Annotated in this window: 29 protein-coding genes and 2 pseudogenes; 7 read left to right on the plus strand and 24 right to left on the minus strand. The window is 42.6% G+C overall.

Annotated features, from left to right (window positions below):
- Positions 1-85: 85 nt before the first annotated feature.
- Together MKP07_RS33400 and MKP07_RS33405 are read right to left on the minus strand one after the other, a co-directional pair.
- Positions 86-801, minus strand: a pseudogene (locus tag MKP07_RS33400) (3-keto-disaccharide hydrolase).
- A gap of 159 nt (positions 802-960) precedes the next feature.
- Positions 961-1548, minus strand: a complete 588-nt coding sequence (locus MKP07_RS33405) for a GDSL-type esterase/lipase family protein (RefSeq protein WP_262920192.1) — start codon at positions 1546-1548, stop codon at positions 961-963.
- 652 nt (positions 1549-2200) lie between these two features.
- Here MKP07_RS33405 and MKP07_RS33410 point away from each other — a divergent pair.
- The 7 genes and pseudogenes from MKP07_RS33410 (at position 2201) to MKP07_RS40435 (ending at position 7838) form a co-directional block, all read left to right on the plus strand.
- Positions 2201-3481, plus strand: a complete 1281-nt coding sequence (locus MKP07_RS33410; protein WP_240852388.1) for a hypothetical protein — start codon at positions 2201-2203, stop codon at positions 3479-3481.
- Positions 3448-3831 carry a hypothetical protein gene (locus MKP07_RS33415; RefSeq protein WP_240852389.1) on the plus strand — a complete coding sequence of 128 codons (384 nt, stop codon included), beginning with the start codon at positions 3448-3450 and terminating at the stop codon, positions 3829-3831. Before MKP07_RS33410 ends, MKP07_RS33415 begins: the two co-directional genes overlap by 34 nt.
- Complete coding sequence (locus MKP07_RS33420; RefSeq protein ID WP_240852390.1) at positions 3780-4181, plus strand: hypothetical protein; 402 nt, start codon at positions 3780-3782, stop codon at positions 4179-4181. The genes MKP07_RS33415 and MKP07_RS33420 overlap by 52 nt, the downstream gene beginning before the upstream one ends.
- Positions 4182-4469: 288 nt before the next feature.
- A pseudogene (locus tag MKP07_RS33425) lies at positions 4470-6222 on the plus strand (glycoside hydrolase family 36 N-terminal domain-containing protein); the annotation flags it as partial.
- Complete coding sequence (locus MKP07_RS33430; protein ID WP_240852391.1) at positions 6222-6404, plus strand: GH36 C-terminal domain-containing protein; 183 nt, start codon at positions 6222-6224, stop codon at positions 6402-6404. The pseudogene MKP07_RS33425 and the gene MKP07_RS33430, both read left to right, overlap by 1 nt.
- A gap of 361 nt (positions 6405-6765) precedes the next feature.
- A complete protein-coding gene (locus MKP07_RS33435) occupies positions 6766-7497 on the plus strand; it encodes a glycoside hydrolase family 88 protein (RefSeq protein WP_262920120.1) in 732 nt (243 codons plus the stop codon).
- Positions 7494-7838: a glycoside hydrolase family 88 protein gene (locus MKP07_RS40435; protein ID WP_262920121.1), complete on the plus strand. Its 345-nt coding sequence runs from the start codon at positions 7494-7496 to the stop codon at positions 7836-7838. The genes MKP07_RS33435 and MKP07_RS40435 overlap by 4 nt, the downstream gene beginning before the upstream one ends.
- An 804-nt stretch (positions 7839-8642) precedes the next feature.
- Here the strand turns inward: MKP07_RS40435 and MKP07_RS33440 are convergent.
- From MKP07_RS33440 to MKP07_RS33550, 22 genes are all read right to left on the minus strand, one after another.
- Complete coding sequence (locus MKP07_RS33440; RefSeq protein ID WP_240852392.1) at positions 8643-8903, minus strand: c-type cytochrome; 261 nt, start codon at positions 8901-8903, stop codon at positions 8643-8645.
- A 182-nt stretch (positions 8904-9085) separates the two neighbouring features.
- Positions 9086-9913 (minus strand): PQQ-dependent sugar dehydrogenase, encoded by an 828-nt coding sequence (locus MKP07_RS33445; protein ID WP_240852393.1) that lies wholly within the window; start codon positions 9911-9913, stop codon positions 9086-9088.
- A complete protein-coding gene (locus MKP07_RS33450) occupies positions 9882-10343 on the minus strand; it encodes a hypothetical protein (protein ID WP_240852394.1) in 462 nt (153 codons plus the stop codon). Before MKP07_RS33450 ends, MKP07_RS33445 begins: the two co-directional genes overlap by 32 nt.
- A gap of 129 nt (positions 10344-10472) precedes the next feature.
- On the minus strand, positions 10473-11042 hold the full coding sequence (locus tag MKP07_RS33455; protein WP_240852395.1) for a helix-turn-helix domain-containing protein: 570 nt from the start codon (positions 11040-11042) through the stop codon (positions 10473-10475).
- Positions 11024-11335, minus strand: coding sequence for an AraC family ligand binding domain-containing protein (locus MKP07_RS33460; RefSeq protein ID WP_240852396.1), 312 nt, complete (start codon positions 11333-11335; stop codon positions 11024-11026). Before MKP07_RS33460 ends, MKP07_RS33455 begins: the two co-directional genes overlap by 19 nt.
- Positions 11336-11508: 173 nt before the next feature.
- Positions 11509-12765, minus strand: a complete 1257-nt coding sequence (locus MKP07_RS33465) for a RagB/SusD family nutrient uptake outer membrane protein (protein WP_240852397.1) — start codon at positions 12763-12765, stop codon at positions 11509-11511.
- Complete coding sequence (locus MKP07_RS33470; RefSeq protein WP_240852398.1) at positions 12660-13217, minus strand: RagB/SusD family nutrient uptake outer membrane protein; 558 nt, start codon at positions 13215-13217, stop codon at positions 12660-12662. Before MKP07_RS33470 ends, MKP07_RS33465 begins: the two co-directional genes overlap by 106 nt.
- Positions 13218-13298: 81 nt before the next feature.
- Positions 13299-14222: a SusC/RagA family TonB-linked outer membrane protein gene (locus tag MKP07_RS33475; RefSeq protein ID WP_240852784.1), complete on the minus strand. Its 924-nt coding sequence runs from the start codon at positions 14220-14222 to the stop codon at positions 13299-13301.
- 103 nt (positions 14223-14325) lie between these two features.
- Positions 14326-15873: a SusC/RagA family TonB-linked outer membrane protein gene (locus tag MKP07_RS33485; RefSeq protein WP_317236231.1), complete on the minus strand. Its 1548-nt coding sequence runs from the start codon at positions 15871-15873 to the stop codon at positions 14326-14328.
- Positions 15863-16681: a DUF4974 domain-containing protein gene (locus MKP07_RS33490; protein WP_240852400.1), complete on the minus strand. Its 819-nt coding sequence runs from the start codon at positions 16679-16681 to the stop codon at positions 15863-15865. Before MKP07_RS33490 ends, MKP07_RS33485 begins: the two co-directional genes overlap by 11 nt.
- 138 nt (positions 16682-16819) lie before the next feature.
- A complete protein-coding gene (locus tag MKP07_RS33495) occupies positions 16820-17848 on the minus strand; it encodes a FecR family protein (RefSeq protein WP_240852401.1) in 1029 nt (342 codons plus the stop codon).
- A 77-nt stretch (positions 17849-17925) separates the two neighbouring features.
- Complete coding sequence (locus MKP07_RS33500) at positions 17926-18513, minus strand: RNA polymerase sigma-70 factor (RefSeq protein WP_240852402.1); 588 nt, start codon at positions 18511-18513, stop codon at positions 17926-17928.
- A gap of 305 nt (positions 18514-18818) precedes the next feature.
- Positions 18819-19889: a glycoside hydrolase family 28 protein gene (locus MKP07_RS33505; protein WP_240852403.1), complete on the minus strand. Its 1071-nt coding sequence runs from the start codon at positions 19887-19889 to the stop codon at positions 18819-18821.
- A complete protein-coding gene (locus tag MKP07_RS33510) occupies positions 19871-20368 on the minus strand; it encodes a glycosyl hydrolase family 28-related protein (protein ID WP_240852404.1) in 498 nt (165 codons plus the stop codon). The genes MKP07_RS33505 and MKP07_RS33510 overlap by 19 nt, the downstream gene beginning before the upstream one ends.
- Positions 20369-20406: 38 nt before the next feature.
- A complete protein-coding gene (locus tag MKP07_RS33515; protein ID WP_240852405.1) occupies positions 20407-21813 on the minus strand; it encodes an alpha-L-fucosidase in 1407 nt (468 codons plus the stop codon).
- A gap of 72 nt (positions 21814-21885) precedes the next feature.
- Entirely contained in the window at positions 21886-22110 is a 225-nt protein-coding gene (locus tag MKP07_RS33520) for a hypothetical protein (RefSeq protein WP_240852406.1), read from the minus strand.
- Between the two features lie 149 nt (positions 22111-22259).
- Positions 22260-22499 carry a hypothetical protein gene (locus MKP07_RS33525; protein ID WP_240852407.1) on the minus strand — a complete coding sequence of 80 codons (240 nt, stop codon included), beginning with the start codon at positions 22497-22499 and terminating at the stop codon, positions 22260-22262.
- Entirely contained in the window at positions 22477-23259 is a 783-nt protein-coding gene (locus MKP07_RS33530) for a polysaccharide lyase 6 family protein (protein ID WP_240852408.1), read from the minus strand. Before MKP07_RS33530 ends, MKP07_RS33525 begins: the two co-directional genes overlap by 23 nt.
- 18 nt (positions 23260-23277) lie before the next feature.
- Positions 23278-24600, minus strand: coding sequence for a hypothetical protein (locus tag MKP07_RS33535; protein WP_240852409.1), 1323 nt, complete (start codon positions 24598-24600; stop codon positions 23278-23280).
- A 193-nt stretch (positions 24601-24793) separates the two neighbouring features.
- Complete coding sequence (locus MKP07_RS33540; protein ID WP_240852410.1) at positions 24794-25222, minus strand: hypothetical protein; 429 nt, start codon at positions 25220-25222, stop codon at positions 24794-24796.
- The gene (locus tag MKP07_RS33545) at positions 25186-25626 is read right to left on the minus strand and encodes a hypothetical protein (protein ID WP_240852411.1); all 441 of its coding nucleotides are present in this window, start codon (positions 25624-25626) and stop codon (positions 25186-25188) included. Before MKP07_RS33545 ends, MKP07_RS33540 begins: the two co-directional genes overlap by 37 nt.
- The gene (locus tag MKP07_RS33550) at positions 25575-25997 is read right to left on the minus strand and encodes a hypothetical protein (protein ID WP_240852412.1); all 423 of its coding nucleotides are present in this window, start codon (positions 25995-25997) and stop codon (positions 25575-25577) included. The genes MKP07_RS33545 and MKP07_RS33550 overlap by 52 nt, the downstream gene beginning before the upstream one ends.
- Positions 25998-25999 lie beyond the last annotated feature (2 nt).

The following is a 25999-nucleotide window of genomic DNA, read 5'->3' on the forward strand; positions in this document are numbered from 1 at the left end:
GAGATAACCCAATTAAGAACTAAGGTTTAGTACCATTACCTTATAAAGGAATCGGCCGGCACATTTAAAAATCTTCACAGGGATTCTATTGAAGTTCCCTGATTTTTATATTTCTGAAATTTACGCCGGTAGCCCAGTTCTGCAACACAATGCGGCCCTTAATGCGTTTGCCAAATCCGGGTGTTACTTTAAACCCGCTATTGGCAACAAGATTGCGCCATTCTTCGGATTTAAAATCCATTTCTGCTGTTTGTACCCCATTGAGAAAAACTTCACCAAACCATTGTTCTGCACAATCCTGGAGTGATTCCATTGACCGCTGCCCTTCATATCTACCGCATTCTTTAAAGGACTTATCCCATACAGGCAACCCGCACGCTTCAACGGCAGTTGATAATCCTTGTGAGCACTATCTAATAACTGGTACTCTGGTCCCGTAAACCAGGCTGCCGTTAGGGTATCTACTTCCAAAACATTAATGAATACACCACTGTTACCATTTTCCGGCAACTTCCAGTCAAACACCAAATCATAATTTTCATATTCTGCATCCGATGTTAAGTCACCTGCTCTATCAGCGCTTGCCGGGTCGCAGAATATAGTCCCATCCACTACAGCCCACTCCGACTTTTGTTTGCCGTGATTATAAGCATGCCAATTCTCAAGTGTCTTGCCATCAAACAGTAATTTCCAGCCTTGCGCTTCCTCGGAAGCAGTTAGCCTGTTAGCTTTATTATGAGAATCAGAGCATGCAGACATCAACAACAAGAGAGACAAAATAGATGAGAAGACGGTTTTCATGATGACTTTCGTTTGGTGAAATGAGTTGGAATATAGCAAAGATTATTAAACCAGGTGGAAGAAAACATTAAACATCAATCACCTTCGGGACACATAGCTTTTCCTGGGCTATCTTAATCTATTCAAATTGGTCAGCTATTATGCAGTACCCTATAAACATTATCTGATTGCTTTTAAAATAGCCTTCGCCCAAAACTCACCCAATGCCATATCTCCCTTATGATTAGGATGTAGATAAAACACCCCGTCTACGCCGGTTTCGGGTTTGAAATCAGTGAGATAATTTTCTTTAAAATAGTTGTGTGCTTTTGTATCGCCTTTGAAAACATGGAGTGGATGGCTTTTCTTATAATTGTTAATGAGCTTATCTATTTGAGGTTGATAAGCCACTATACGCTGCTGCCCTTCTTTCATATAGGTAGACCTGTTGTGTGTATTGTCGCTGTACCAAATCGGATAATGTACCACTACCCTGGCGTCAGGATATCGCTGCAACAAGCTGTCTATGATCATTTTCATATTGAGCCTGTATTGGTCGGGAGCAACAGGAGCTCCATTCGGTCCTTCAACAGCACTATCATTAGTACCTATCATTATCGAGAAAATCAGCATCGCTTCCCTATTGAGATAAAAAGAATCGGCTACTGTTTTTACATGAGTGTACAGTTTGGCATCCGGCAAAAAATCATACGTAGTTCTACCGCTGACACCACAATTGGCAATTCTTGCTTTAGGGTAATCATGCAGCTTTAAATACCCCCTGCATAATCGGGCGGCGTATCACCTGGAACTTTATTACCTTGTGTTATGCTATCTCCTATAAAAACGATGTTGATAGGCAGCTCTTTTTTAAAACAAAAGAGCTAAACAACAGGCTAATAATTATGGACAACAAAAATTTAAGATTCATACTTTGTGCTTTAAAACCAGTTTAGTTATTTAATAGGGCGTTGATTGAGATGAAAATCTTTTGCTAATGTAATACTTATTATTTCACCCGCCATTTTCGAAAACCACGTTGGTAGTTGTCTATCATAAGGCACTCCTTGGGTCCTCCAATCAATTCCCCCACTTTAATATCCACTACCTGTAAAAGGTTCAATTGGCTTGTCCTGACTTTAAAAGAGCGGGTTCTTCACGAACCTACTGATGTATATAGCCAAAATTGTTGAGTTATCAGATAATATACGAGCGCCATTAACTTCTTATGGCCGTTAATATTGCGTTGTAAAATCATTGCCGATAATAGCTGCCAAAAACAGTTAGGCAGCGTTGCAAAATTCATTCAATTATTAATCATTTTATGAAACAGTCAGGAATCAGAAACTATATATCTATGATTTGCATTATAGTGTTGTGGGGTATTTTATCACCCTCAAACTTATGGGGGCAGCTTAAAATGATGAATCGAACTGCGGCCCGTTGGAATATAGAGACACCCGGAACCATTGCCTGGAACATTGCAGATCGATTACCCCATGCTGACCATATAGAAATGAGTGGGCAAAAAATATCACTCTGGCTTCAATATAATATCGATGACAAAAAGACTCCGTCATTTACCAGAACCTTTGTATTTCCCGGCTTCAGACTTTTACCTGCACGAACCATTGCTTCTATGATGTATAGTGTAGAGGATGAAAACCTGCCGCGAATCCTAATAAATGACAAGCTTCTCAAAAAAGGCATTTATAATGCCACCGTAATGGATGACCAGCCCGAAAAGGCAAAAACTGTAAAATTTGATGGAATTCTCTCGATCGAAAGTACTATTGGCACCTCTGGCACATTAGCATTAAAAAGATCTTTTTATCCTTCGGCTGATAAAGCGGTAGCTATTGAAAAGCTTGTTTTTATTAATAACGGGAATCAGCCCCTTAAACTTGAAATGGAATTTTTACAACGGGAAGTAAGACCTGCTCCCGAGCGGGCCAGTGATGGTCCTTTAAGGTTTATCATATCCAGCATTAATGAAGGATTAAAAACAGTAGCACCGGGCGATTCGGTCGTGTTTGGCATTAGCTACCAGGCAATTGCAGGAGCATCGTCCACGCCGGTATACGCAGGTATCACGCAGGAAGAAAACGCGAGGAGAAAAAGAGTTGAAGACATCAGCAATTTGCTCAGGCTGGAATCGCCGGATACTGTTTTAAATACTATGTTCAACTTTGCCAAACTAAGAGGAACAGAAAGCATATTTGACACCAGGGGCGGTTTGATGCATGGCCCCGGAGGATTGAGATACTATGCTGCCATCTGGGCTAACGACCAGGCAGAATACATCAATCCATTTTTTGCCTACCTGGGAGATGACATTGCTACTAAATCAGCTATGAACGCTTACCGGCTATTCGCAGCATACATGAACCCGGAGTATAAGCCTATTCCCAGTTCCATTATTAACGAGGGAAAAGGAGTATGGCAGGGAGCGGGCGATAGGGGCGATATGGCTATGATTGCTTATGGTGCCGGCCGGTTTGCATTGGCTAACGGGGACATAGATTCTGCGAAAGTCTTATGGCCGCTTATTGAATGGTGCCTGGAATACTGTAAAAGAAAGATCAATGATGAAGGTGTGGTATGGAGCAACAGAGATGAACTGGAAGGCAGGTTCCCTCCGGAAACGCCAACCTTAATACCAGCTGCTTGTATTATGACGGTTTATTGTCGGCAGCAATGATTGCCCGGTCATTAGGAAAAAATGAAAAGCAGGTTAAAGATTATATACAACGGGCGGCTCAAATGAAGTCTAACATTGAGAAATACTTTGGAGCAACGATAGAGGGCTTTAATACCTACCGCTACTATAAAGGCAACGACACATTGAGATCATGGATCGCTACACCATTAGTCATGGACATCTTCGATAGAAAAAAGGTACTATTGACGCATTATTTTCTGAACGTTTATGGACGGAAGACGGACTTGCTACTCTTGCCGGAAACAGCACCTTCTGGGACAGATCTACTTTATATGGATTGCGCGGCGCTTTTGCAGCAGGAGAAAAAGCAAAAGCATACGATTTTTTAAAATATTATTCAAAGAGGCGACTACTGGGAGATCATGTACCCTATGCCGTAGAAGCCTATCCGGAGGGAAACCAACGGCACTTATCGGCTGAAAGCGGGTTATATTGCCGCATTTTTACGGAAGGTATTTTAGGAATCCGCCCCGTTGGTTTCAGCACATTCAACATCACTCCCAACCTTCCAATATCATGGAACTTTATGCGGTTGAAAAACATACATGCATTTGGAAAGATATTCGATATAGAAGTGATTCGTAAGAGCGGCAACCGGTTAACGATGCATATTACAGCAAATGGTAAAACACAGGAATATGATTTGACTGAAGGGAAAAGAACCACTATTAATCTTTAAACAGTGCGAACCCTGTATTTCTGATTGAGCAAACCATAAAACAGAACCTGTCAACGGTTCTTCTAAAGCAAGCAAATGAAATTATTTTCCTGTACGGTTTTATTTCTGTTACTATCAATAGCTGGTACAACACAAACAGATAAAATTTTTATAGAGACCGATAACACAGCCCTGGTTTACAAAATAGGAAAGAATAAAAAAGTAACCCAGGTTTACATAGGTAATAAACTATCCAGGCCAGATTATACAGACCTGAACGCCGGCCAGGAAATTTACCTGACCGCTGGTATGGATAACCAATTCGAGCCAGCCATTCGAGCCATACATAACGATGGGAATCCATCATTGGATTTGCAGTTTGACTATTATAAACAGCGAAAAGAAGCTAATATCACTTATACGCAAATCATGTTGAAGGATCCCGCCTACCCATTTCAGGTTACGATTCACTTCAAGGCCTACAATAATGAAGACGTTATAAAAACCTGGACTGAAATACGGCACCAGGAAAAAAGCCTGTAATGCTGACCCAGTATGCTTCATCGCTGCTGCATTTTAATGCAGGACAGTATTGGTTAACACAATTTCACGGAGATTGGGCAAGGGAAGTGCAAATGGCAGAGGAAAAGCTTTCCAATGGTATTAAGAATATTGAAAGTAAGCTTGGAACGAGAACTAATTTTTACCAGACTCAAACTTTTATCCTTTCACTTGGTAAGCCTTCTTCAGAAAATGATGGAAAACTGATTGCAGGTACATTGGGCTGGACGGGAAATTTCAAATATACTTTTGAAGTAGATCAAAAAAATGGATTAAGGGTTATTTCAGGGATCAATCCATTTGCGTCAGAATACTATCTGGCACCAAACGAAGTATTTACAACTCCTGAATTTATTTTCACCTACTCCGCAAAGGGTAAAGGCCTGGCCAGCCGTAACCTGCATAAATGGGTTAGAAATAATGCCCTGCTGGACGGTAATGCTCCCAGGATGACCTTGCTTAATAACTGGGAAGCAACACATACCAGCTTTAATGAACAAAAGCTCACAGAGCTTTTTGAAGAAGCCCGGAAACTGGGTGTAGATCTTTTTTACTGGATGACGGCTGGTTTGGTAACAAGTATCCAAGGAATGATGACAAAGCAGGGTTGGGTGACTGGCAACCTGATCGATCCAAACTACCTAACGGCATTGCCAAACTCATACAGGAAGCTTCGGTACGTGGAGTAAAATTTGGCATCTGGCTGGAGCCGGAAATGGTGAATCCTAAAAGTGAATTATATGAAAAACATCCTGAATGGATATTGAAACTACCCAACCGGCCCGAGAGTTATGGAAGGAATCAACTCGTTCTTGACCTTACCAACCCTTCTGTACAGGATTTTGTATTTGGTATTGTAGATGATATGATGACCAAAAATCCGGGCATCGCTTTTATAAAATGGGATTGTAACCGAAGTATGACCAACGCTTATTCTGCTTATCTTAAAGATCGCCAATCGCATCTTTATATTAACTATACCAAAGGTTTCTATAGTGTAATGGAACGCATCAGAAAAAAGTACCCACATTTACCCATTATGCTATGTGCGGGCGGTGGTGGTCGTACCGACTACAAAGCACTTGAATATTTCACAGAATTCTGGCCCAGCGACAATACAGACGCGCTGGAGCGGATATTTATACAATGGGGGTATTCTTATTTTTTCCCATCCAATACTATGTCAGCACACGTCACCAGCATGGGAAAACAGTCTCTAAAATTCAGAACGGATGTAGCTATGATGGGCAAGATGGGATATGATATCCGCGTGAACAATTTTACCGAAAAAGAGCTCGAGTTTAGCAAAAATGCGGTTAAAACCTATTCGGGGATCAGCGACATTATATGGAAAGGCAACCTTTATCGCCTGATCTCTCCCTATGATCAAAACAGGGCCGTTCTGATGTATGTTAACAACTCCCAAAGCCGGGCTGTGCTCTTTAACTATCATTTGAACCTCAGAAAAAGGATAGCTTTTCAAAAGTGCTGCTCAAAGGTTTGACACCCTCCAAAAATTACCGCATACGTGAGATCAATCTGCTGCCTGACACGCCGTCTACATTGCCGGATAATGACAAAATACTATCAGGAGCCTACCTTATGGAAGTAGGGATCAATATTGCCTCGGGGAAGTTACAATCTTTAACAAGCAATATTATTGAAATATCAGAAGCCAGGTAAATACCGCTCATCAGCTGGTACCATTTGTTTTAAAAGTATATACAGCTTAATAATTGGCTAAATACGCTGAGCGCTAAAAAAACATTTTCATATTTTAGCTGGTTAAACGGTCAGCGCCTGAAGTTTGAAAAAAATAAAGAGATACTACCCCGGCCTGGTATATAGAAAAGGTAAAGCCTTTGGCCGGAAAGCCATGGGTATGGTATGCTTATCTTCCTGACTGGCATACCCAGTTGCCTTTTACAACCCATTAATTGAGACTACGAATAGCTTAAACTATAAATGAAATAATACAATATGAAGTCAGCAAATCTATTGCTTGCCGGTGCTGTATCAGTGCTTGCTGCAACTGCCACGGCACATGCGCAGTCGTCCTCCATCCAGGCATTTAAATCGTGGCCTGAAGGAGCTTCGCCGGCAGAGATCGGAAAAAATTGCATCACGGTTTATTGCTACACCTCATACTAATTTTAACCGCCCTACCCCTCCCAAAGTAATTACTTACCCCGAAACCTGTACCTGGTATGGCGCGCTGACTTTTGCAAAAGTAACCGGCAATAAAGCCCTGACCAGGCAACTTGCCGATCGGTTTGAACCTTTATTCGGTAGCCGCGACAGTTTGATCCCGGTTCCTGATCATGTGGATTATACCGTGTTTGGATCGGTTCCCCTGGAATTATATATGCAAACTAAAGAGGAGCGATATCTTAAGATAGGGAGGATGTTTGCAGATAAGCAATGGGGACCACCGGAAGGAAAGCGGGTCACCGCTGAGTCACACCGCTTTTATAATAAAGGGCTGACCTGGCAAACACGTTTGTGGATAGATGATATGTTTATGATTACGGCCGTTCAATCACAGGCATTCCGTGCCACTGGCAACCCCATGTATATTACCAAGGCTGCCAGGGAAATGGTATTTTACCTGGACTCTTTACAACAGCCGAACGGCCTGTTTTACCACGCACCTGATGTCCCTTATTTCTGGGGACGTGGCGATGGCTGGATGGCGGTTGGCATGAGCGAGTTGTTACGCTCCTTACCTAAAAATAATCCCGATCGTCCCCGTATTATGGAAGGGTATAAAAAATGATGGCTACATTGTTAAAATACCAGGCAGCCGATGGTATGTGGAGACAATTGATCGACGACCCTGATTCATGGAAAGAAACCTCCTGTACCGGTATGTTTACCTGTGCCTTTATTACGGGGGTGAAAGAAGGATGGCTGGATAAAGCGATCTATGCGCCTGCCGCACGCAAAGCATGGTTATCATTAATTAAATACATTAACAGCGATGGCGACATTACAGATGTATGTGAAGGAACCAATAAAAAGGACAGCCGCCAATATTATTTAGACAGAAAACGAAATACAGGAGACCTGCACGGGCAAGCGCCTTTACTATGGTGCGCCACCGCATTTTTAAGATAAGGATTTGATACCTATACAAGTAAGGATACAGTGATATATTGATCCTTAGAGGCTGTTTAAGAAGGAAAACCGGTGCATAACATTTCCGGTTCGTGCAGACACAAATCAGGGCCGCCGGCCATGACGCGTGTCCGCACGCGTCGCCCGGTAATACAAAGGTCGGGCTCCCAAAAATTGGGGGCGTTCATTATTGAATGCTTAACGAAGTGTTGAAGCTGGTTGCTGAAAGCAAGCGGGAACGGCGGTAGTAGCATTTTTCATCTTTTGCCGGATGAATGCTACAAAATGGTAGCAAGCTTCACTGAAGCATTTTTAGCCTGCTACGAAAAACAATGCTACAAGCCGGCCGCGCCCTGAATGCCCTGATTATTTTACCCCGATTTTAACCTACACATTTTTTCCGGTAATCCTGGGATCTGTGTAAGAAATGGTCAAATGATCTGCCATGAGGCTTTTAATAAAATATTCTTAAGCAGGCTCTTATTTTATTTAAATGAAGAAGCCTCACCAGTAGCAAAGATTTGCTTTTGAGTGAGGCATTCTTTTCCTCTGATTGCTTGCTTAAACTACTATCTTATAATAAACCAACATCAATTTTATTGAATGCTTCCAATTGGTTTGTGGAGACACAAACCTCAGCATAGCCCTGGCCAGTGTCTGCACTGGCCCTAGAAAGGAGGTTAAACTATGCGCAATAATAATTTTAATACCTGTTTATTATTACATAGCTGTAACAATACATGCACTTTACTTAACCAATAAATGGTTGACAATGTCAACCATCGAAACAAATAATACATCCGGCTATTTTTTCTTAGCCGTTAATTGTGTTACCTCATTCTTATACACCGGCGTTGCCTTGTTTCCGAAACTTCTCCTGATATAGGTTAATACATCAGCCACCTGCTGATCGGTAAGCATTTTAAACGGAGGCATATTATTGGAATAATACTCTCCATCCAGCTCAACATGTTCCTGCAGGCCATTTTTTACTATTTTGATGAGCCGGGCCTTGTTTCCTAAAACGCCGCTGGTGCCTATCAGTGGCGGGTTTAAGTTTTGCACGCCTCCCCATCCGGCTGATGACAGGATAAACAGAACTTACGGTAAACTATTTTCCCCGGTTTGCGGACGATACAACCGGCGAAACCGAAGATGTTGCTTTTTTAACCAAAGGTTTCTTTGCTGACTGGCTAAACCCTGTAAAACTCCCCAGTACACAAGCCAGTATTATAACTTTTCGCATCTTATTGTTTGTATTCAATTTTATAAATAGCACCTTTTACATCGTCTGTAATATAAAGCGCTCCATCGGGGCCCTGCGCTAATCCGCAAGGACGGTGCCGGGCCTGGCGGGGAGAGCGCACTTCAGACACGCCTGAAAATCCATCGGCAAAAACTTCCCAGTTCCCCGACGGCTTGCCGTTCTCAAAAGGAACAAACACCACATAATATCCTTCCTGTTTTTCAGGTGTGCGGTTCCAGGAGCCATGAAAAGCGACAAATGCACCGTTCCTGAATCTTTCCGGGAATTGACTTCCCGTATAAAACAATAACCCGTTTGGAGCCAGATGCCCGGGAAATGCCACAACAGGATCTATATATTCTTTACTACCTTCTTTACGACCGTCTCCGCCATACTCAGGAGCCAGAATTTTTTTGCCCTGGATCTGGTCATAATAAATAAAAGGGAACCCTGCATTATCACCTTTCCTAATCATATACATACACTCAGCAGGAACTTCTGCAGACTGTTTTTGATTGTATAGTGCAGGGAAAAGATCATGCAGCTGATCCCTGCCATGTTGCATAACAAATAGGGTATTATTCTGTGTATTCCAATCAAGCCCCACTACGTTACGTAATCCTGTTGCATAGCGAATACCGTCCTTATAGGTTTGATCGGGTTTATCACAACGAAACTGCCAGATACCTCCTGCCGAATCGAGTAAAGGACAACCGGGTATTCCCATTGATCCGGGTTGCCTGTCTTTTTCCTGGCAGGAATTGGTGGGCATACCGATGTTGACATAAATATTACCATCATTGTCCAGCACTATTGATTTTGTTTTCATGTGTCCCCATCTTTAACCCGGTTATAATCCGCTCCGGCTTATCCGGATTTAATACCTGGCCATCGGCTCCCAACTGATAACGAAAGACCTCTTCATTCGAGGATGCATACAAATAATTGTTTTTAATATAGATGCCCGTTCCTCCATAATTGCTGAACCCGCCAACAACAGCGGCCTGCCCTTTATCATTCTCTCTCAGCATTAAAATAGCTTTCCCTTGCCAGGGCTTTGCCATTTTCACGTAAATCAATCCACCGGGCAACACCGAAAGATGCCTTGCCTTACCGGAGGTATCTATGATCTTTTTGGCAGTAAATCCCTGCGGGAGCTTTAAGCCGGCATTCGTTGTCTGGCAAAACCCTGTAAAACTTTGGCTGAGCAGCACGAGAACAATGATCCATGTGCTTATAGCAATTCTAATTTGATTCATATATGTAGCTTGAAAATATCTATTCTTAATCGGGCAAATATGGTATGTATTTTTATAACCATGATACTACCTATCAGCAATATGTTCACTGATTTTAGCAAATTCACCCGCATCAATGCCTGGGTATATTTACATGGTGTATTCTTTTTGATACATCAGCGGACTACGCCCTGTGATGATCTTAAAATATTTATGAAAGCTGGAAAAATTATTAAACCCGCTTTCGAAACACAACCGTTTCAGGCAGGTATTGGTTTCAATGAGCAGCCTGCAGGCATATCCTACCCTTAGCTCTATAAGATACTGGGAATAGGTTTTACCGGTTCTTGCTTTAAAATACCTGCAAAAGGAATTGGGACTAATATTGGCTATTTCAGCAATTTCCTCTAAAGCTATTCTATGTTTAAAATTTTTATTGGAGTAATCAAAGATGGCCTGCAATCTTTCATTCTCGTCAGAATAGTCACTGGGTCTGAAACCTACAGAAGACAACTCCATACAATTGGGTTCTGATGAAATAATCGTTAAGGCTTCAATCATTAATAGTATACGCTGGCTTCCTTCGGCACAGGATAGCCGCTCCAGGATATCGGCAACACGGCTTCGTGCTTTGCCTGCAATTTGAAGCCCTCTTTTTGAACGTTCGAAAACGGCTCTTATTTCAATATTCTCGGGCAGGTCTAAAAAATGACTCCCCAAAAAGTTTTGAGGAAAATGGGCCACGAATACATTAACCTGATTAGCATTCTCTTCAAAAAAGAATCAGAAAAACGCCAGTAATGAGGCAGGCTGGGTCCTACCAGTACAACATCTCCACTTTTAAAGTCTGAGATATTGTCCCCGATAAACTGTGTGCCTTCACCATTTTTAAAATAGATCAATTCAAGTTCTGCATGAAGATGCCAGCGGTTGTTTACATGGGGTACCGAATCATTTCTAAAACTAAAGGAGCTGTAAGGCTCAGTGTGCATTTTGAGTAATTGCGGTTTCATAAAAGCATTTTTAATTAAGCAATCATTATTAAGCAAAAGGCAAAGTATCTGTTCAGAGTTTAAACACAAGATTACAGAGCCGAATCAGAAGACAGACATTACAGGATCACCGGGGATGCGATCTTCGACCACAGGAACCTGGCAATCTCCAAGCTAATTATTCTAAAAATGTATCACCAACCAGGGTTCTGAGGGTATGCCTGCCCGGTAGTAACTGCGTCAATCTGGGCTTGAGGAATGGGCCGTAGTACGTGGAATTCTTTAATATTCGCCGCCGCTTCGGGATTGTAGTTTTTTGTTTTAACCCGGTCAATCAGTTTGTTCGTTCTAACCAGGTCCAGCCACCTGGTTAATTCACCGCACAGCTCCCTGCTCCGCTCTTCAAGAATAAAATCAAGTGAGGGTATTGCTGCTACATCCATTACAGCCGGATTTGCATTCGGATAGGCTGCCCGTCTTCTTACTATGTTGATATTTTGAAGTGCATCCGCTGCACCGGCGCCACCCATAAATGCGGCTTCAGCAGCTATGAGGTAAGTTTCCGCCAGGCGATATACTATTACCGGTCTTATCGAAGGATAATTCATATCAGCTCTTTTAGTATCATTATACTTTTTCATATAGGGACTTAAACTGATATTGTAGTTATTAGGAGGCATCAGTAAATACCGGGAAGCAGCAATCTGTGCAGGGGTAGCCGGTTTGCCGGGCATAAAGATAGCTGTGTCGCCGACCGGGAATTTGGGCTGGCCAACTACAGCTCCTGCAGGAGCCCCCGGGGGAAGAGGTGCTGTCCATTTGGGTATAGATGCAGCATTATTACTATACCATACGGTTTGAAAGGTCTTGTTGTACCTGGTGTCGTTTACACGTTCGCCAAATGCGACTTCTGTTAACCATGGTGTAGGTACACAGCGTATATAAGGTCGCCCGTACAATACATCCCTTTTCATACCACCTACATCTTCATACTTAGGCACCCACATATGGTTGAGCACATTGTCTGAACCGCCACTATTGTTTGGCCCATTATACGCCAGGTTCGATGTGTGCTGCACAGTCCAGATCACTTCATTGCTGGCTTCATTGCCTTCTGCAAAAACCTGTGCAAAATCGGGTAAAAGCGTGAGTCCGCTTTTATTGATGGCTTCCATGGCGTTGAAGTATGCATTTTTGTAATCATCGGCTTTCTTCGCCGAAGAACCCGCCCTGGCCAGGTATACTTTAGCCAGTACATGCCAGGCTGCAGTTTTTGTTGCCTTCCCCGGTAAAACACCAGCTGATTTTGGGCTTAGTGGAAAGCTCGGTTCAGCAATAGCATCATTCAGGTCCTGGATAATAAAGTCATATATACTTCTGCCAGAGGCGTACGGGTTGCGGAAGTGACCGGAGCTGTCTGAAAATTGCGGTTCAGTGTTACGTCTCCCCAAAACTGCACCAGTAAAAAATAAAAATTAGCCCGCAGAAATTTTGCTTCAGCTACATTCCTTCCTTTCTGCTCATCTGGAAGCCCGGTTATTTTAGGCGCATACTCAATAACCCCGTTACAGGTATTGATATTGGTGTAACATTCTTTCCATATTGCCGCCACTGTTCCGTTGGAAGTATTGTAATTGCTATTATACTTATTGATATCATTGTTACCATCCTTACCTGTATAAAATTCGTCCGTTCCGATTACGGTCATAGTAAACAGGTTCTGAGTACCCCACAGGTTCCTGGTTCCGGCATAAGCCGCATCTAGTCCGCGTTGAAAGCCCTGTGTAGTAGCAAAGAATTCAGGTGTAAGTATTGAGTGAGGTTCCTCCCTCAATTGCTTATTACATGCTGAAATAAAGAGGATCGACAAGAGGCTAAACAAGCAAGAGTATTTCTTTTTCATGTTTATAATATGTTGTGGCTTCTTAAGGGAATAAGCCGTTGTAAAATCTGGTATTGTAGAATTACCTTTCACTTGAATTAATTACAGTGTAATGTTCAAACCAAAAAGAATTGAATAAGTAGCGGGCGTGTCAACGTTAATCTCACCGCGGTTGTTGCCTGCATTGATGGCTTCGGGATCAATGCCTTTGTATACATTCCGGTATTTTGAAAAGAGAATAAAAGCATCATTGGCTGTAACATATACTCTTGCCGACCGAAGATTTAAAAATGAAGGGGGTAGATTATAGCCCAGGGTCAGGCTGCGTATTTTAACGAAAGTGCCATCAAAATATCCTAATGTTGAGTTATTAGGCGTGTTAGTTGAGGCGGCATTAGGTTTGGGCCAAAAGTTCTCGCCATTGGTGGGTGTCCAGTAGTTTACACTGAGATTATTATAGTTACCCTGGAACGTATTGGCAAAACCACTGTTATGCATACGGCTGGTAATAGTACTTCCAAACCGGCCAAAGGCAACAATTGTAAAATCAAAACCTTTATATGCTAACCTGTTGGTAAAACCTGCAGACCAACTGGGTTGACTTGAACCCAGAATAATCCTGTCACTTGCATTGATCTTACTATCGCCATTTACGTCTTCTACCTTGATGTTTCCAATTACAGATCCGGTTCCCGAAAGTGAAAGTCCCAGGCTTTTAGCCAATGCCGAATCTGCCGATGTATTCTGCCAGATACCGATCTTTTTATAATCGAAGATGGTTCCTATCGGATAGCCTACAAACCTGCTATTGGTAATATCCACAGTAACACCTTCCTGAAGCTGCGTTATTTTACCCCTGTTTAAAAAGATATTGATATCTGAAGTCCAGCTTACCTTTTGCCTGCCATCACCAGCCAAATTCACTGTAGCCAATTGTATTTCTATACCTCTGTTTTCCGTTTTACCAACGTTGGTTACAATAGCATTGGGAATGCCGGAGGTAGGGGGTAAACTTTGTGGTAACAAAGAGAACTGGTGGCCTGCTTATAAAGTTCGATGGAACCCGATATCCTGTTATTAAACAGGCCAAAGTCAAGCCCCAAGTTAGTGCTGGCAGTATATTCCCAGGTTAAATTAGGATTTGGAACATCTGAAAGATAAACACGGTGGTCATCTGATCGCCGTAATTGTACACAGCTCCTGACAAGGCGCCAAGGGTTTGGTAGGGATCAATTGCAGTATTACCTACTTTCCCGTAACTCAATCTTAGTTTAAGGTTGGAGAATATACGTGTCCTGCGGATAAAATCTTCCTGTGCCAGGTTCCAGGCCAACACACCCGAAGGGAAGGCCTGGAACTGATTACCAGGTGCCAGTCTTGAAGACCCATCTGAACGTACGGTTACTGTAGCCAGGTATTTATTCTTAAAGGCATAGTTGGCACGTCCCATGAAAGAAACTATATTCCATTTGGCATAACTACCAACACCCCGCAGATTGGCACCAAACGCTGGGTTATAGTACCAAAGAGGATCAGCTACAATGTCATTATTATCAAATTGGTTGGTTTGTCCCTGAGATTCCTGCATACTGAACAATCCTGTAAAATCAATCCTGTGTTTTTCTGCAAATGTTCTATTGTAAGTAAGAATATTTTCCAATGTATAATTGGTAGAAAACTCGGTACGGTTCCTTGATGTGGAAAGGCCACCCAGGTTATTAGATGTGGCGCTGGCATAATAGTTACCATAGATATCAGAGCGTATTTCAGCACCGGCATTAAACCTGTATTTTAACCCTTTTGCGAGGTTGATATCCAGGTAGAGCGTGGTAAATGTACCAGTCCTTTTACGGTTTTCTATTTTGGCTCCGTCTACAAAATCTCCAAGCGGATTCCATACCTGGTTGGCGCTACCGGGAACGAATCCCCATAATTTTCCGTTCTCATCATAAGGTGTGGCCAAAGGGCTGGCTCTTAAAACCTGTCCCATGGGATTGGCATTTTCACCTTTGGTAATACTATAATTATTTAACGAGCTCAATCCAACTTTTACAGATTTACCCAGTTGCTGATCTAAGTTTAATCTTACTGAAAAACGTTCAAAAGACTGCCCCGGATAAATACCCGTTTCATTATGGTAGCCGGTTGAGAGCGCGTACTGGGTTTTGGCCGAACCTCCCGATACGCTTAATTGATGATCGGTGTTGATGCCCGTTTTATAAATTAGGTCCTGCCAATCGGTAGAACGCCCCATGTTCATAGACTCTATTTCCTGGGGAGCAAAAACACCGTCTGTTATAATAGCAGGATCATCGATCCCTGTATATTTCCTGCTGCCGTTGCTCAGGAAGTTGCCGTTGTAAGCGGCCCATTTTTTAAGCAGGGCAAATTCCGCTCCATCCATTACTTCAATCTTGCCTAAATTCTTCACATAGCCGGTATATCCGGCATACGATATAACCGGCTCCCCATTACGCCCACGGCGGCTGGTAACCAGTATAACACCATTGGCACCCCTCGACCCATAAATAGCCGTTGCAGAAGCATCTTTAAGTACTTCCAGAGATACAATATCATCCGGATTGAGATCGTTAATATTACCGTTATACGGAATGCCGTCCACAACGAATAAGGGGCCGTTATCAGCACTAATAGAGCGTACGCCTCTAATACGTATTACAGGCGATGCCCCGGCTTACTGTTGCCCCTCCCTTCTGAATATCAATACCGGCTCCTCTGCCCTGCAATGCCTGTGAGAGGTTGGCAGCAGGTACCTCCCGCAATGATTTTTCATTAATGGAAGTAATAGAACCCGTAACATCCGATTTACGTTGGGTTCCATAACCCACTACAACTACTTCATCCAGCTTCCCTTCTTCCTTCTCCAGCACAATGCCAGAACCGATAGCGGTAACTGCTATTTCCTTCGTCTTAAAACCAACTACAGAAATAATGAGGATAGATTGCTGATCTTTCACATCAATCTGGAAGCTACCATCATCTGAGGTAACAGTACCATTCACCGTTCCTTTTTCAATAACATTGGCTCCGGCTACCGGCTGCCCGTTCTGGTCTACAACCATTCCTTTCAAAGGGAGTTCTGCCACAATATCATGGCTATCCCCGGTAATAACAATCAGCCCCTTTTTCATTTTTTTATACGAAAAACTGGTTGTTTTTAAGATCTGTTGCATTACCTCATCAATGCTCGCGTTCCGGGCAAATACATCAATTTTCTGACTGCTTAACGCTACGCTATCGCTATACACAAACCGATAATCATACCGCGATTCTATTCCTGTTAAAACTGCTAAGATGGAAATGTTCGCCTGCTTCAAATTTATTTTCTCCTGGGAAAATGTTTTGATCGCAATTGCCTGCGTTGACGTTAAAAGAATAATAAATATGGCAAGCTTCATTACCAATAAATATTTGATAATTAATTGCACCCAAACGCGCATAGCGGGGCAATCCTTAATTTTCATATTTTTGTATTAATTAAAGTGATTGAATATTGCTGTCCAGGCAATGATTACTTTAGTATCCGGCGGGAAATGGTTGCACATTTTCCGCTTTTTTGTGATTACATGTTATGGCTGACTGTTCATATGGGGCTATTTGGTTTAATTAAAAAGCAATACGTTGTTTTTATCGATTTTATACCGTATACCGGCAGCTAGTCTGAAAGTTTCTAACACTTCTATAAGGCTCTCGTCTTTAAATATACCGCTCAGCTTTCTATCAAGCAAAGACGCATTTTGTACTTTTATATCGTATCCATAGTGACGTTCGAGTGTCTTGATAATAACATCCAGGCGCTCCTGTTTAAATACCAGGCGATTGGTTAACCAACCCGTTTCCGCTGCTACAGCCTGCGCAGAATCATAAACCACTTTAACGACTGCGATCTCAGGTTGTTCTTTCTCCGGATAAGTGCTGACTGCCGGATCGCGAACCACCACTTTTTCCATTGGTTTAAGCAGTATTTTACCTGTTTCCTTTTTCTTAAACGCAATTTGAACAGACCCTTCCATGAGAGCTGTTTCTGCATCATCTTCATCTTTATAAGAACGAACATTAAACGCGGTACCCAAAGCAGTAACATCCATTAAATCCGTATGTACTATAAAGGGGTGGTCTTTATCCTTCGCTACTTCAAAATAAGCCTCTCCGGAGAGCCAAACAGATCTTGTTTTTACACCAAACGTATTGTCATAAGTGAGTTTGGAATCTGCGTTTACCCATACTTTCGTGCCATCGATAAGCGTTATAGTGGTTTTAGATCCCTTCTGTGTCGCTATGATATTGGTTGGGTCTGCAGCTTTATCGTGCCGGCTCAACAATATACCGGATACGGTTATAACAATTAATAACATAGCTGCAACAGCAAGTAATCGTTTAAGGTATACCGTTTTTTTCTTCAACGGCTTATAATTGATCCTCGTTTTTAATTGCTCCAATTCTCCTGCTATGGAACTATCATCCCTCTTATTAAAAAGAGGTTGCGCGTCCGAAACGTCCTGAAGGTGATTTAAAACTGATGCGTATAAAGAATTACCTTCCATGGCCTCGTTTAATTCCTTCAATTCCCAAAGCGAAATTTCACCGCTCTCTTTCTTTCTTAAAAGTTCAATGAACCTGGACTTTTCCATAATTTAGACCATGCTTAACTATAAAGAGTAGTTGCTGACGCAAAACCCTTAGTCATTTCAAAAAAATTAAAAAAATTTTACTGAGCCTTTTTACCGGGTTTGAAATACCCCTGATGCTCGGGAAGCATCTGCTCAAAGCAATCCACGATGCGGCTGTAAGCCAGTGTCATGTGGGCTTCTACTGTTTTTACTGAAATTTCCAGTAATTGGGCGACATCTTTATATTTTAGTCCATCCTCTTTTACCAAACGGAAAACCAGACGGCATTTATAGGGAAGGCTATTGATAGAATTTTGTAGTTGCTGAAATTGTTCCCTGGCAATGAATGTCAGCTCCGGACTCATGGCGTCCAGGGATATCTGCTCTAAATGTTCATTATCAATGGGTGTAACTCTGGAACGCTTATTTACATAACGTACGGCGTTATTCTTAATAGAACTATACAGGTAATGACCGATATTGCTGACTGCACTTAGCGTACGCCGGTTAGCCCAAAGTGTCACAAAAAGATCCTGAACCAGATCTAATGCTACTTCTTTATCTTCTACAATTGTATAAACGTATGACTGAAGTCCTGACGAAAAATAGGAGTATAGCTGTTCAAACGATTCATGAGAATCATTTTCAGCCACATCAACCACCCATTCGAGGACTTTTCTCTTCATGCGCAAGACTTTGGTACCAACCGTTTATCAAATATAGTATTCCTTTTTTATTTCTATCTATCCGGGCAAGGCAAACGTATCTAAAACATTTAAGCCTGAAAGCCCGCCTGACTGCAGGGACAGGGCCGGCCTTATTATAAAAATATGTTTTAAATAGCCTAAAATGCCGGATGAATGATATTTCACCCCTTTCGGGGTTTCTATAATTATTCCATCCTTACGATATGATAACCTAATTCTCCTTCTTTGCCTGATACGCCACCAATATTTTAAACCGCTATTTGAATGAATAGTGCAAAAAAAATTTACCTGAACAAAATCTGCACTTCAGGCAATTTATTTTCTTTTAAATGGATCTGGGATTTACTAACCGTATCCGCTTTTATAAATGATTGTAAAGAGCCGTTCACTTTCCAGGATTTCAAAACCACATTTGCAGATTGCCTGACAAAAACAGCTGAAGCGGCGTTTACGGTAGCGGGAATGATGGCATCTTCAATAATAGCATTACCTGCATCTTCCAGGAAAACTGCAGGCCGCAGGTCATTAGTTCTCAATCTAAACTCTAATCCTTTTATCTTAATATCTTTTACATGTCTTGCCCAAAGACCATAAGCGGGAATTACCGGGCCGAAGGTTTTCACTTCCGGGTACTGGTCAACAGCTTCGGGAACATTTATATTTATTTCTTCAGCGGCACCGCCTCCGGGTAATTCTATCAAAATATTCTCCAGTGTTATACCCGAAAGCTTATAGTCTGGCACACCTGTTATTAAGATACCTGTTGCTGATCTCAATTGTGTGCTGTCTGCTGATACTGCCATAATATTTTTCAACATCACGTTTTCAAAGTAACCTGTAGGTTGTTGTTGATCCTGACCCTTTCTGAACACGTTTAAACGGGAGCCCAGGCGTAACAGCACCGGAGTACGAACATCATCCATCTTAATATCAGTAATCGTTACATTTTTTATACGGGCACCATCCACCGATAATAATTTTATGCCACCATTTTTAGTATCATAGATATAACAGTTTTTGATATCAATATGCTCAAAATCTGCCATTGATTCCGTTCCTATTTTTATGCCTGCCTGGTTACTTTTGAGGCGCATATTTGTTACCGTAATATCCTTGCAAGCCATTTTACCGGAGGTTGTTTTAAACACAAGTGCATCATCTCCGCTTACTACGTCACAATTACTAATAGCAACTTTCTGGCAACCATCGATACCGATACCATCATTATGAGCTACACCTACGCTGAGGATCTTTACATGCTCTATTATAATATTTCTGGACTGAAAATAATGCGATGTCCATGCCCCGGCATAGTTCAGACTTATATCCCTGACGGTTACATTATCGCATCGCACAACGCGTAGTAAAAAGGCCGCCGTCCCCAACGCTGTCCTTCGGGTCTTGTATCTTTTAGAATATGGGCAGCCTTTAAAGCAGATCCCTGTCCGTCAATAACACCATAACCTTCAATCCCGATATTCTTCCGGTCTACAGCTACCAATAATGCCCAGCCCACGTCTATACCCAGTCCTTCTGTAAAAGGATCCACATTGCGATAATCCTCAACATTGGTGCTTCCTAATAAGCGGGCATCTTTTTCAAAGTAGAGTTTTATATTATCCCTGAACTCTATTGTACCCGCAAGAAAATCACCTTTAGGAAATATCACGCGGCCGCCACCTTTACTGTAACAATAATCAATTGCCTTTTGAATGGCTACGGTATTCATGGTATGCCCATCCGGTTTCGCTCCGAAACTAGTAATGAGTACATCCCCGGCACAAACAACAGCAGCAATATGGGCGAACCATATCAGTAGAATCAGCTTTTTCATATTTATTATAGTATGTTCTTAATCCAGCTCGCCGGTTTTCATTTTTTGGTTCCTTTGATATTTACATTGGCTATTTCACCCGTGACGGTCAGTTGTATCAATGAAGCAATTTTATCAGGCGCAGCTGATGGCAACACTATAACGATGCTTCCGTTTTCATTTTTTACGGTAAGCTTTTTCCCCGTTGCTATGAGCCTGGCCTCAATAGCTTTATTGGCAATTGCCGGTACTACCAACTTTCCGTTGGCAGGCCAGTTGAACACAAACAGATTCAGCTGAGTATTTTTACCAGCCCTTTTCATAGTACAACGTCCCCAGTCCAGATCCGGTAGCGGACTGGCTTTGGTTGCATAAATAGCATTACCGTTTACTTTCATCCAGTTACCAATCTGTGCTAAACGTTCAATGCTTTCGGCTGGTACGGAGCCGTCTTCTTTAGGGCCAATATTCAATAAGTAGTTACCTCCTTTTGAAGCAATATCTACCAGGTTTCGAACTAGTGATTCCGTAGACTTCCAATTATGATCCCAGCTTTTATATCCCCAACTACCATTCATCGTCATACAGGTTTCCCAATCCTGTCCGTCCAGTTCTGCCTGTGTAGGTATTTTTTGTTCGGGAGTTTTCGTATCTCCCGGAAAGTTGGGACGTTTCAACCTGTCGTTAGTAATGATGCCGGGTTGCAGCTTCAGTACTTCCTGGAATTTCAATGCTGCGGCATCGGTCATATTGGTTGGAGTATCCCACCACAAAACGGCAATATCTCCGTACTTCGTCAAAATTTCCTTTACCTGCGGAACGGCTACTCCATCAATATATTCATCAAAGGTTTTTGTTTCCTGTAACGGGTCCCAATGGCCCTTGTGTGCTGCTGTGTACGCATCTATTTTTGCAGAGTCCGGATTAGGCCAACCCTCCCTCATTTCCTTGCGAGCTACTGAACCGCCGGGGTTATTCCAGTCCTGGGCCTGGGAATAATAAAAGCCCAGCTTCATGCCATACTTCCTGCAGGCCTCCGCCAGCGGTTCAAGTAAATCTTTCCCGTATTTAGTAGCATCCACCACGTTCCATTTACTGGCGTCAGATTTAAATAGCGCAAAGCCATCATGATGTTTGGAAGTAATAATGATGTACTTCATGCCAGCGTCCTTCGCCATTTTTACAATAGCGTCAGGATTATAATTTACAGGGTTAAATGATTTTGCACGCTCCTGATATTCCGTCACCGGAATTTTTGAGCGATTCATAATCCACTCCGCACCACCCCTTGCCTGCTGATGTCCATGATACACACCGCCCCACTGGGCATATACGCCCCAATGAATGAACATGCCAAAACGCGCTGCCCGCCACCACTCCATGCGTGCGTCTTTACCCGTTGTTTGCGCCTGCATTGAAACCGAAAAGATCAGGGCCCAGATAAGTATAAAATAGAATTTCTTCATCGCTATTGTTTACATTTTATTAAATAGAATATTGCTGATTGTTATTCACACTGCTCAGGACACTTCACCTCTCTACTGATTTGCGCCGGCGCCGACCTGGCCAGTTTGAAGTACCTGCGCTACGCTCTTTTTCTGCATATACTGATCAGCTCCGGTGTCCCACTTTCCTTTCCTTGGCTGCGCATCCATATCTACACTAACTACCTTAAAACCTGCATCAGCAGTGCCTATCGCAGGACTCTTTGCGCTAAGCCGGTAAATACCTTTAGTATCTTTAACCAGTTGGGCATCTTTCAATTTATATCCCCCTGCAGGAATATCGCCGGGACCGGCTACCTGATACAGCCAGTTATTTTTCCAGACGCCTTCTTTTAATGGTCCCGAAAGAACAGCTGCTTCGGCTCCTCCCTGAATGATATTATCGGCAATGGTAATGGCCGTAGCGCCTAAACCTTTTTGCCTTGCCTGCAGCAGTATATTTTTTGATTACCCACTAATGTATTAAAGGCAATTAAAACACGATCAGGACGATCATGAGAAGTGAGCGGTGCTCCATCCGCTACTTCAGCGCCCCCGTTACCAATGGTGATAGCCTGGCTGCAATTTTCAAAGTAGTTGCTGAAAATATGATGATCATCACCATAAATCCTCAGGCCGGGCGTGTTAAAAAAAATTTCCGTACACATCACAACGATTGCCATGTCTCAGCGTGAATTGTGCAGGACAATCCCGTATCGTGTTATACCGAAGGGTAACGCCTGAAGCCTTTACAGAAATCAGCTCATTTTCGCCATGGCATTTTTCAAAAAGATTATACTCCACAATACTGTTACTGGTAGATAAGCTTAAGCCGCTTAAACCAAACTGTAATGTTTCGGCTCCATTGGCGCCTCCCTGGTCGGGGAAATCATAAAAATAATTATGATGAATATGCAGGCGTTGAGCGATCTGGCTTCCTTCGCCTCTTATTGCCAGTATTCGCCCCATTTCTTTTTTATGCTGAAAGGTGTTGTAATCTATTTCATGATCATTGCCTGCAATAGTAAGGTACTCGCCCTTTCCAGGCGTTTCAAAAATATTTTGCGTCCACCGGCAATAGCTGGTTCCCGAAGCTGATCTTGCATGAGAAGCCGCATGCGTGAATTTAAAGCCTTTAATAACTACATAAGCGGCAGGACTTGCTAAATTAATTCCACCTTTGCCGGTAATAACCGCTCCACCCACAGTTTGGGCCTGTATTATAACAGGCTGCTTCTTTGTCCCGGAACAATTAACTGTTATGTCAGCGTCTGTTTGATACACTCCATTTTTCAGGATAATGGTTGTTCCGGGCGTAGCTTTATTAATTGCTTCCTGCAAATCTTTAATTGAGGATACTACTATAGGGGAGGCGATTGCGGAGCCCATAAGAATAGAACATACCAACACAAAAATATACCTGATCATTTCATTTTTTTTTATTGTTTAAAAGCTAGTGCGTTGTTCCCGGGCTGGGATTCGGATTTTTTCATATATCCTCAAATCACTCAACCACATTGATTCATTTTTTAGCAGCGGGTTCTGACCTACCGGATCTTGATTCAAACGTCCTGCACCCAGGCTCCTGTATATCCCGAACTTGCTACGTATATAAGAGCTTCCTGTTCGCCACATATCAATATCTGTATCCCTGAAATCGATGAGTACCTTGCCATCACGCAGTCTTACAATTTTGCAGGAGTAGTACCCGTTGTGCGCGTAGTGCATTTCTTCACGCACGCTTACCCATTCGTTCTCAAAATCGACGAGGGGAATATTATCCACAATAGTTCCTTTACCTGTTTTCGCACCGTCAACAGAATGAATAATCTGTATGCGCTTATTGGATCCATTACTGTTAGCCCTGGGCGTAATCGTAATAACCGGGCTCCCGTTATTAGGTCCGTCCTGGGCTTTTAGCTGGTGAATATGACAAAAACTGGATGTAGGCTGAAAGCCGGCAGGTAGTTTAAAATTCCATTCCAGTATCTGCCACTCATCCCAATTGCCCTGTACTTTCGCCCATTCAGTATTATTGGTAGCAGACTTTAATTCGTTTCGCTGACGATCAACTGTACCGGCGCTGCAACGGTCCCCATCGATCACCGGATCGATATGAATGTTAAACCGGAAAACATATTTGTTTAGAAAATCGTCCTTCTCCGTTGCAAAATGTATCCCATCTCTATGACCACCGTAGCCACCACTACAATGCGGATGTTCTGTATAGTCAAAACCTGAGATCCTTGCATAGCTGTTTAATTCGCTATATGATTTTCCGGCAAGGGAGGAATCGGCGTTAAGTAATGTTGTCAACCGGTAGCCTTTACAACCGGGCCCCTGGATCTCCATCGGGGAACAGGTGGTGCCTGCTTTTATCCAACCTGAAGCGGGAACCTGTGCATATATTGAATCCAGCGTAAACTCTATTGTATACACTTCGGAGCCGGGCAGGTTGTCAAACTTTACAAAATTGCCCGATTCAATTTGACATTGAGTATTGCCGTTTGAAGCGGTGATATTTCCCATCCAGTCAACCCCATTTACCTTTGCCGCAATAATATTGCAGATGGTTGGACTATTCTCCCCGCAGCCGCCCAGGTTAAGAACAAAATACCCGATATCTTTTGCCTTGTTCTCTTTTCTTATTGTGTAGGTCCATGTGGAAGTACCTGTTGCAGAAGTAAGCCCCAGGTGAACTGCATAGTTTCCGGATCTCTGAACACCGGCATGGGTCTCAACCAACTCCTCGTCCACTGCGGCGTCCATCTTTTCCTGTGAACAACTTAATAGTGTAATGCTACATAAGGTAAAAATTGCTGCTGTCCTGCTTATACATTTCATATGTTATCGTATTGATGAAGGGATATGGTGTACAATTTTTAGATTATCTGAATTTCAACCGGGTTTAATCTTCTATTTTTACCCATTTGTTTCAAACAATATTTACAAAGACCGTTTTCTAATACAGCTTCTTTGAGCCGGTTAATTTGCGCAAACGTAACAGCGCTTCGAGATAATAATAATCTGCATAGCTCAAAGGAACATCAACTTCGCTATCTGACGGTTTCGATCCGGTACTATGCTGCAATAAAAAGCCAAAGTCGCTACCGATGGGGGCTCTGTAGCTTTTGGTTAAATGGGTCAGCATCTTTTCAGCAGTTGTTGCCCTGTACAGCTTACCGCTCTTGCTATAGGTGCTTAGCTCCAGCAACGCGGACGCCATTACTGCTGCCGCCGACACATCCCGTGGCTCCCGAGGTATTTGAGGTGCATTAAAATCCCAATAAGGTATTAAATCTTCAGGCATATTAGGATGCTTCAAAATAAATCCTGCAATATTTTCAGCCTGCTTTAGATATTTGGGATCTTTTGTTTCACGATAACACATCGTATAACCATAAACGGCCCATGCTTCTCCCCTTGACCAGGTGGACTCATCGGCATAGCCCTGGTGGGTTGTTTTTTATTGATCTTCCCCGCCTGTGTAGAATCATAATCCACCACATGCCAGGTACTGAAATCTTTTCTGAAATGATTTTTCATGGTATTATCAGCATGGCTTACGGCAATATTATAATAGGATTGATCGCCTGTAAGTTTTGATACAGCAAACAACAATTCCAGGTTCAGCATATTATCAATAATTACCGGGTAGTCCCATTTTTGTTTATTATGGTCCCAGGAACGTATAACGCCCGCTGTTTTATTAAAACGCCTGCTCAACGTTTTTGCAGACTGTATCAACACGTCTTTATAATGAGCATTACCGGTAAGCCTGAAGCCATTGCCCACACTGCAGTATACTTTAAAGCCCATATCATGTGTGCCGCCGTTCCATTGTTCTTTTTCAATATCAGCAGTATACTGTTCCGCTTCTTTTTCCATTCGGCCTTTTGTGAGTACTCATATAAAAACCATAATACGCCCGGAAAGAAACCACTGGTCCAATCGCCCGACTTCACCAACTTTAACTTCCCTTGTTCAATAGTTCTTGGAGCAACCAACTCAGGCTTTCCTTCTTTAGCTTTATCAACTTCAGCAAGCATTACCCGGGTCTGTTTCTCCGCATCACCGAAGACTGCGCGCATATCCGGGCGTTGCGCCTGCGCACTTATCCCTGTCATTATGACTATGCCCAGGGAAATAACCATTTTATTCACCATGT

The organism is Paraniabella hibiscisoli (genome assembly GCF_022512515.1).
GTDB lineage: Bacteria > Bacteroidota > Bacteroidia > Chitinophagales > Chitinophagaceae > Niabella > Niabella hibiscisoli.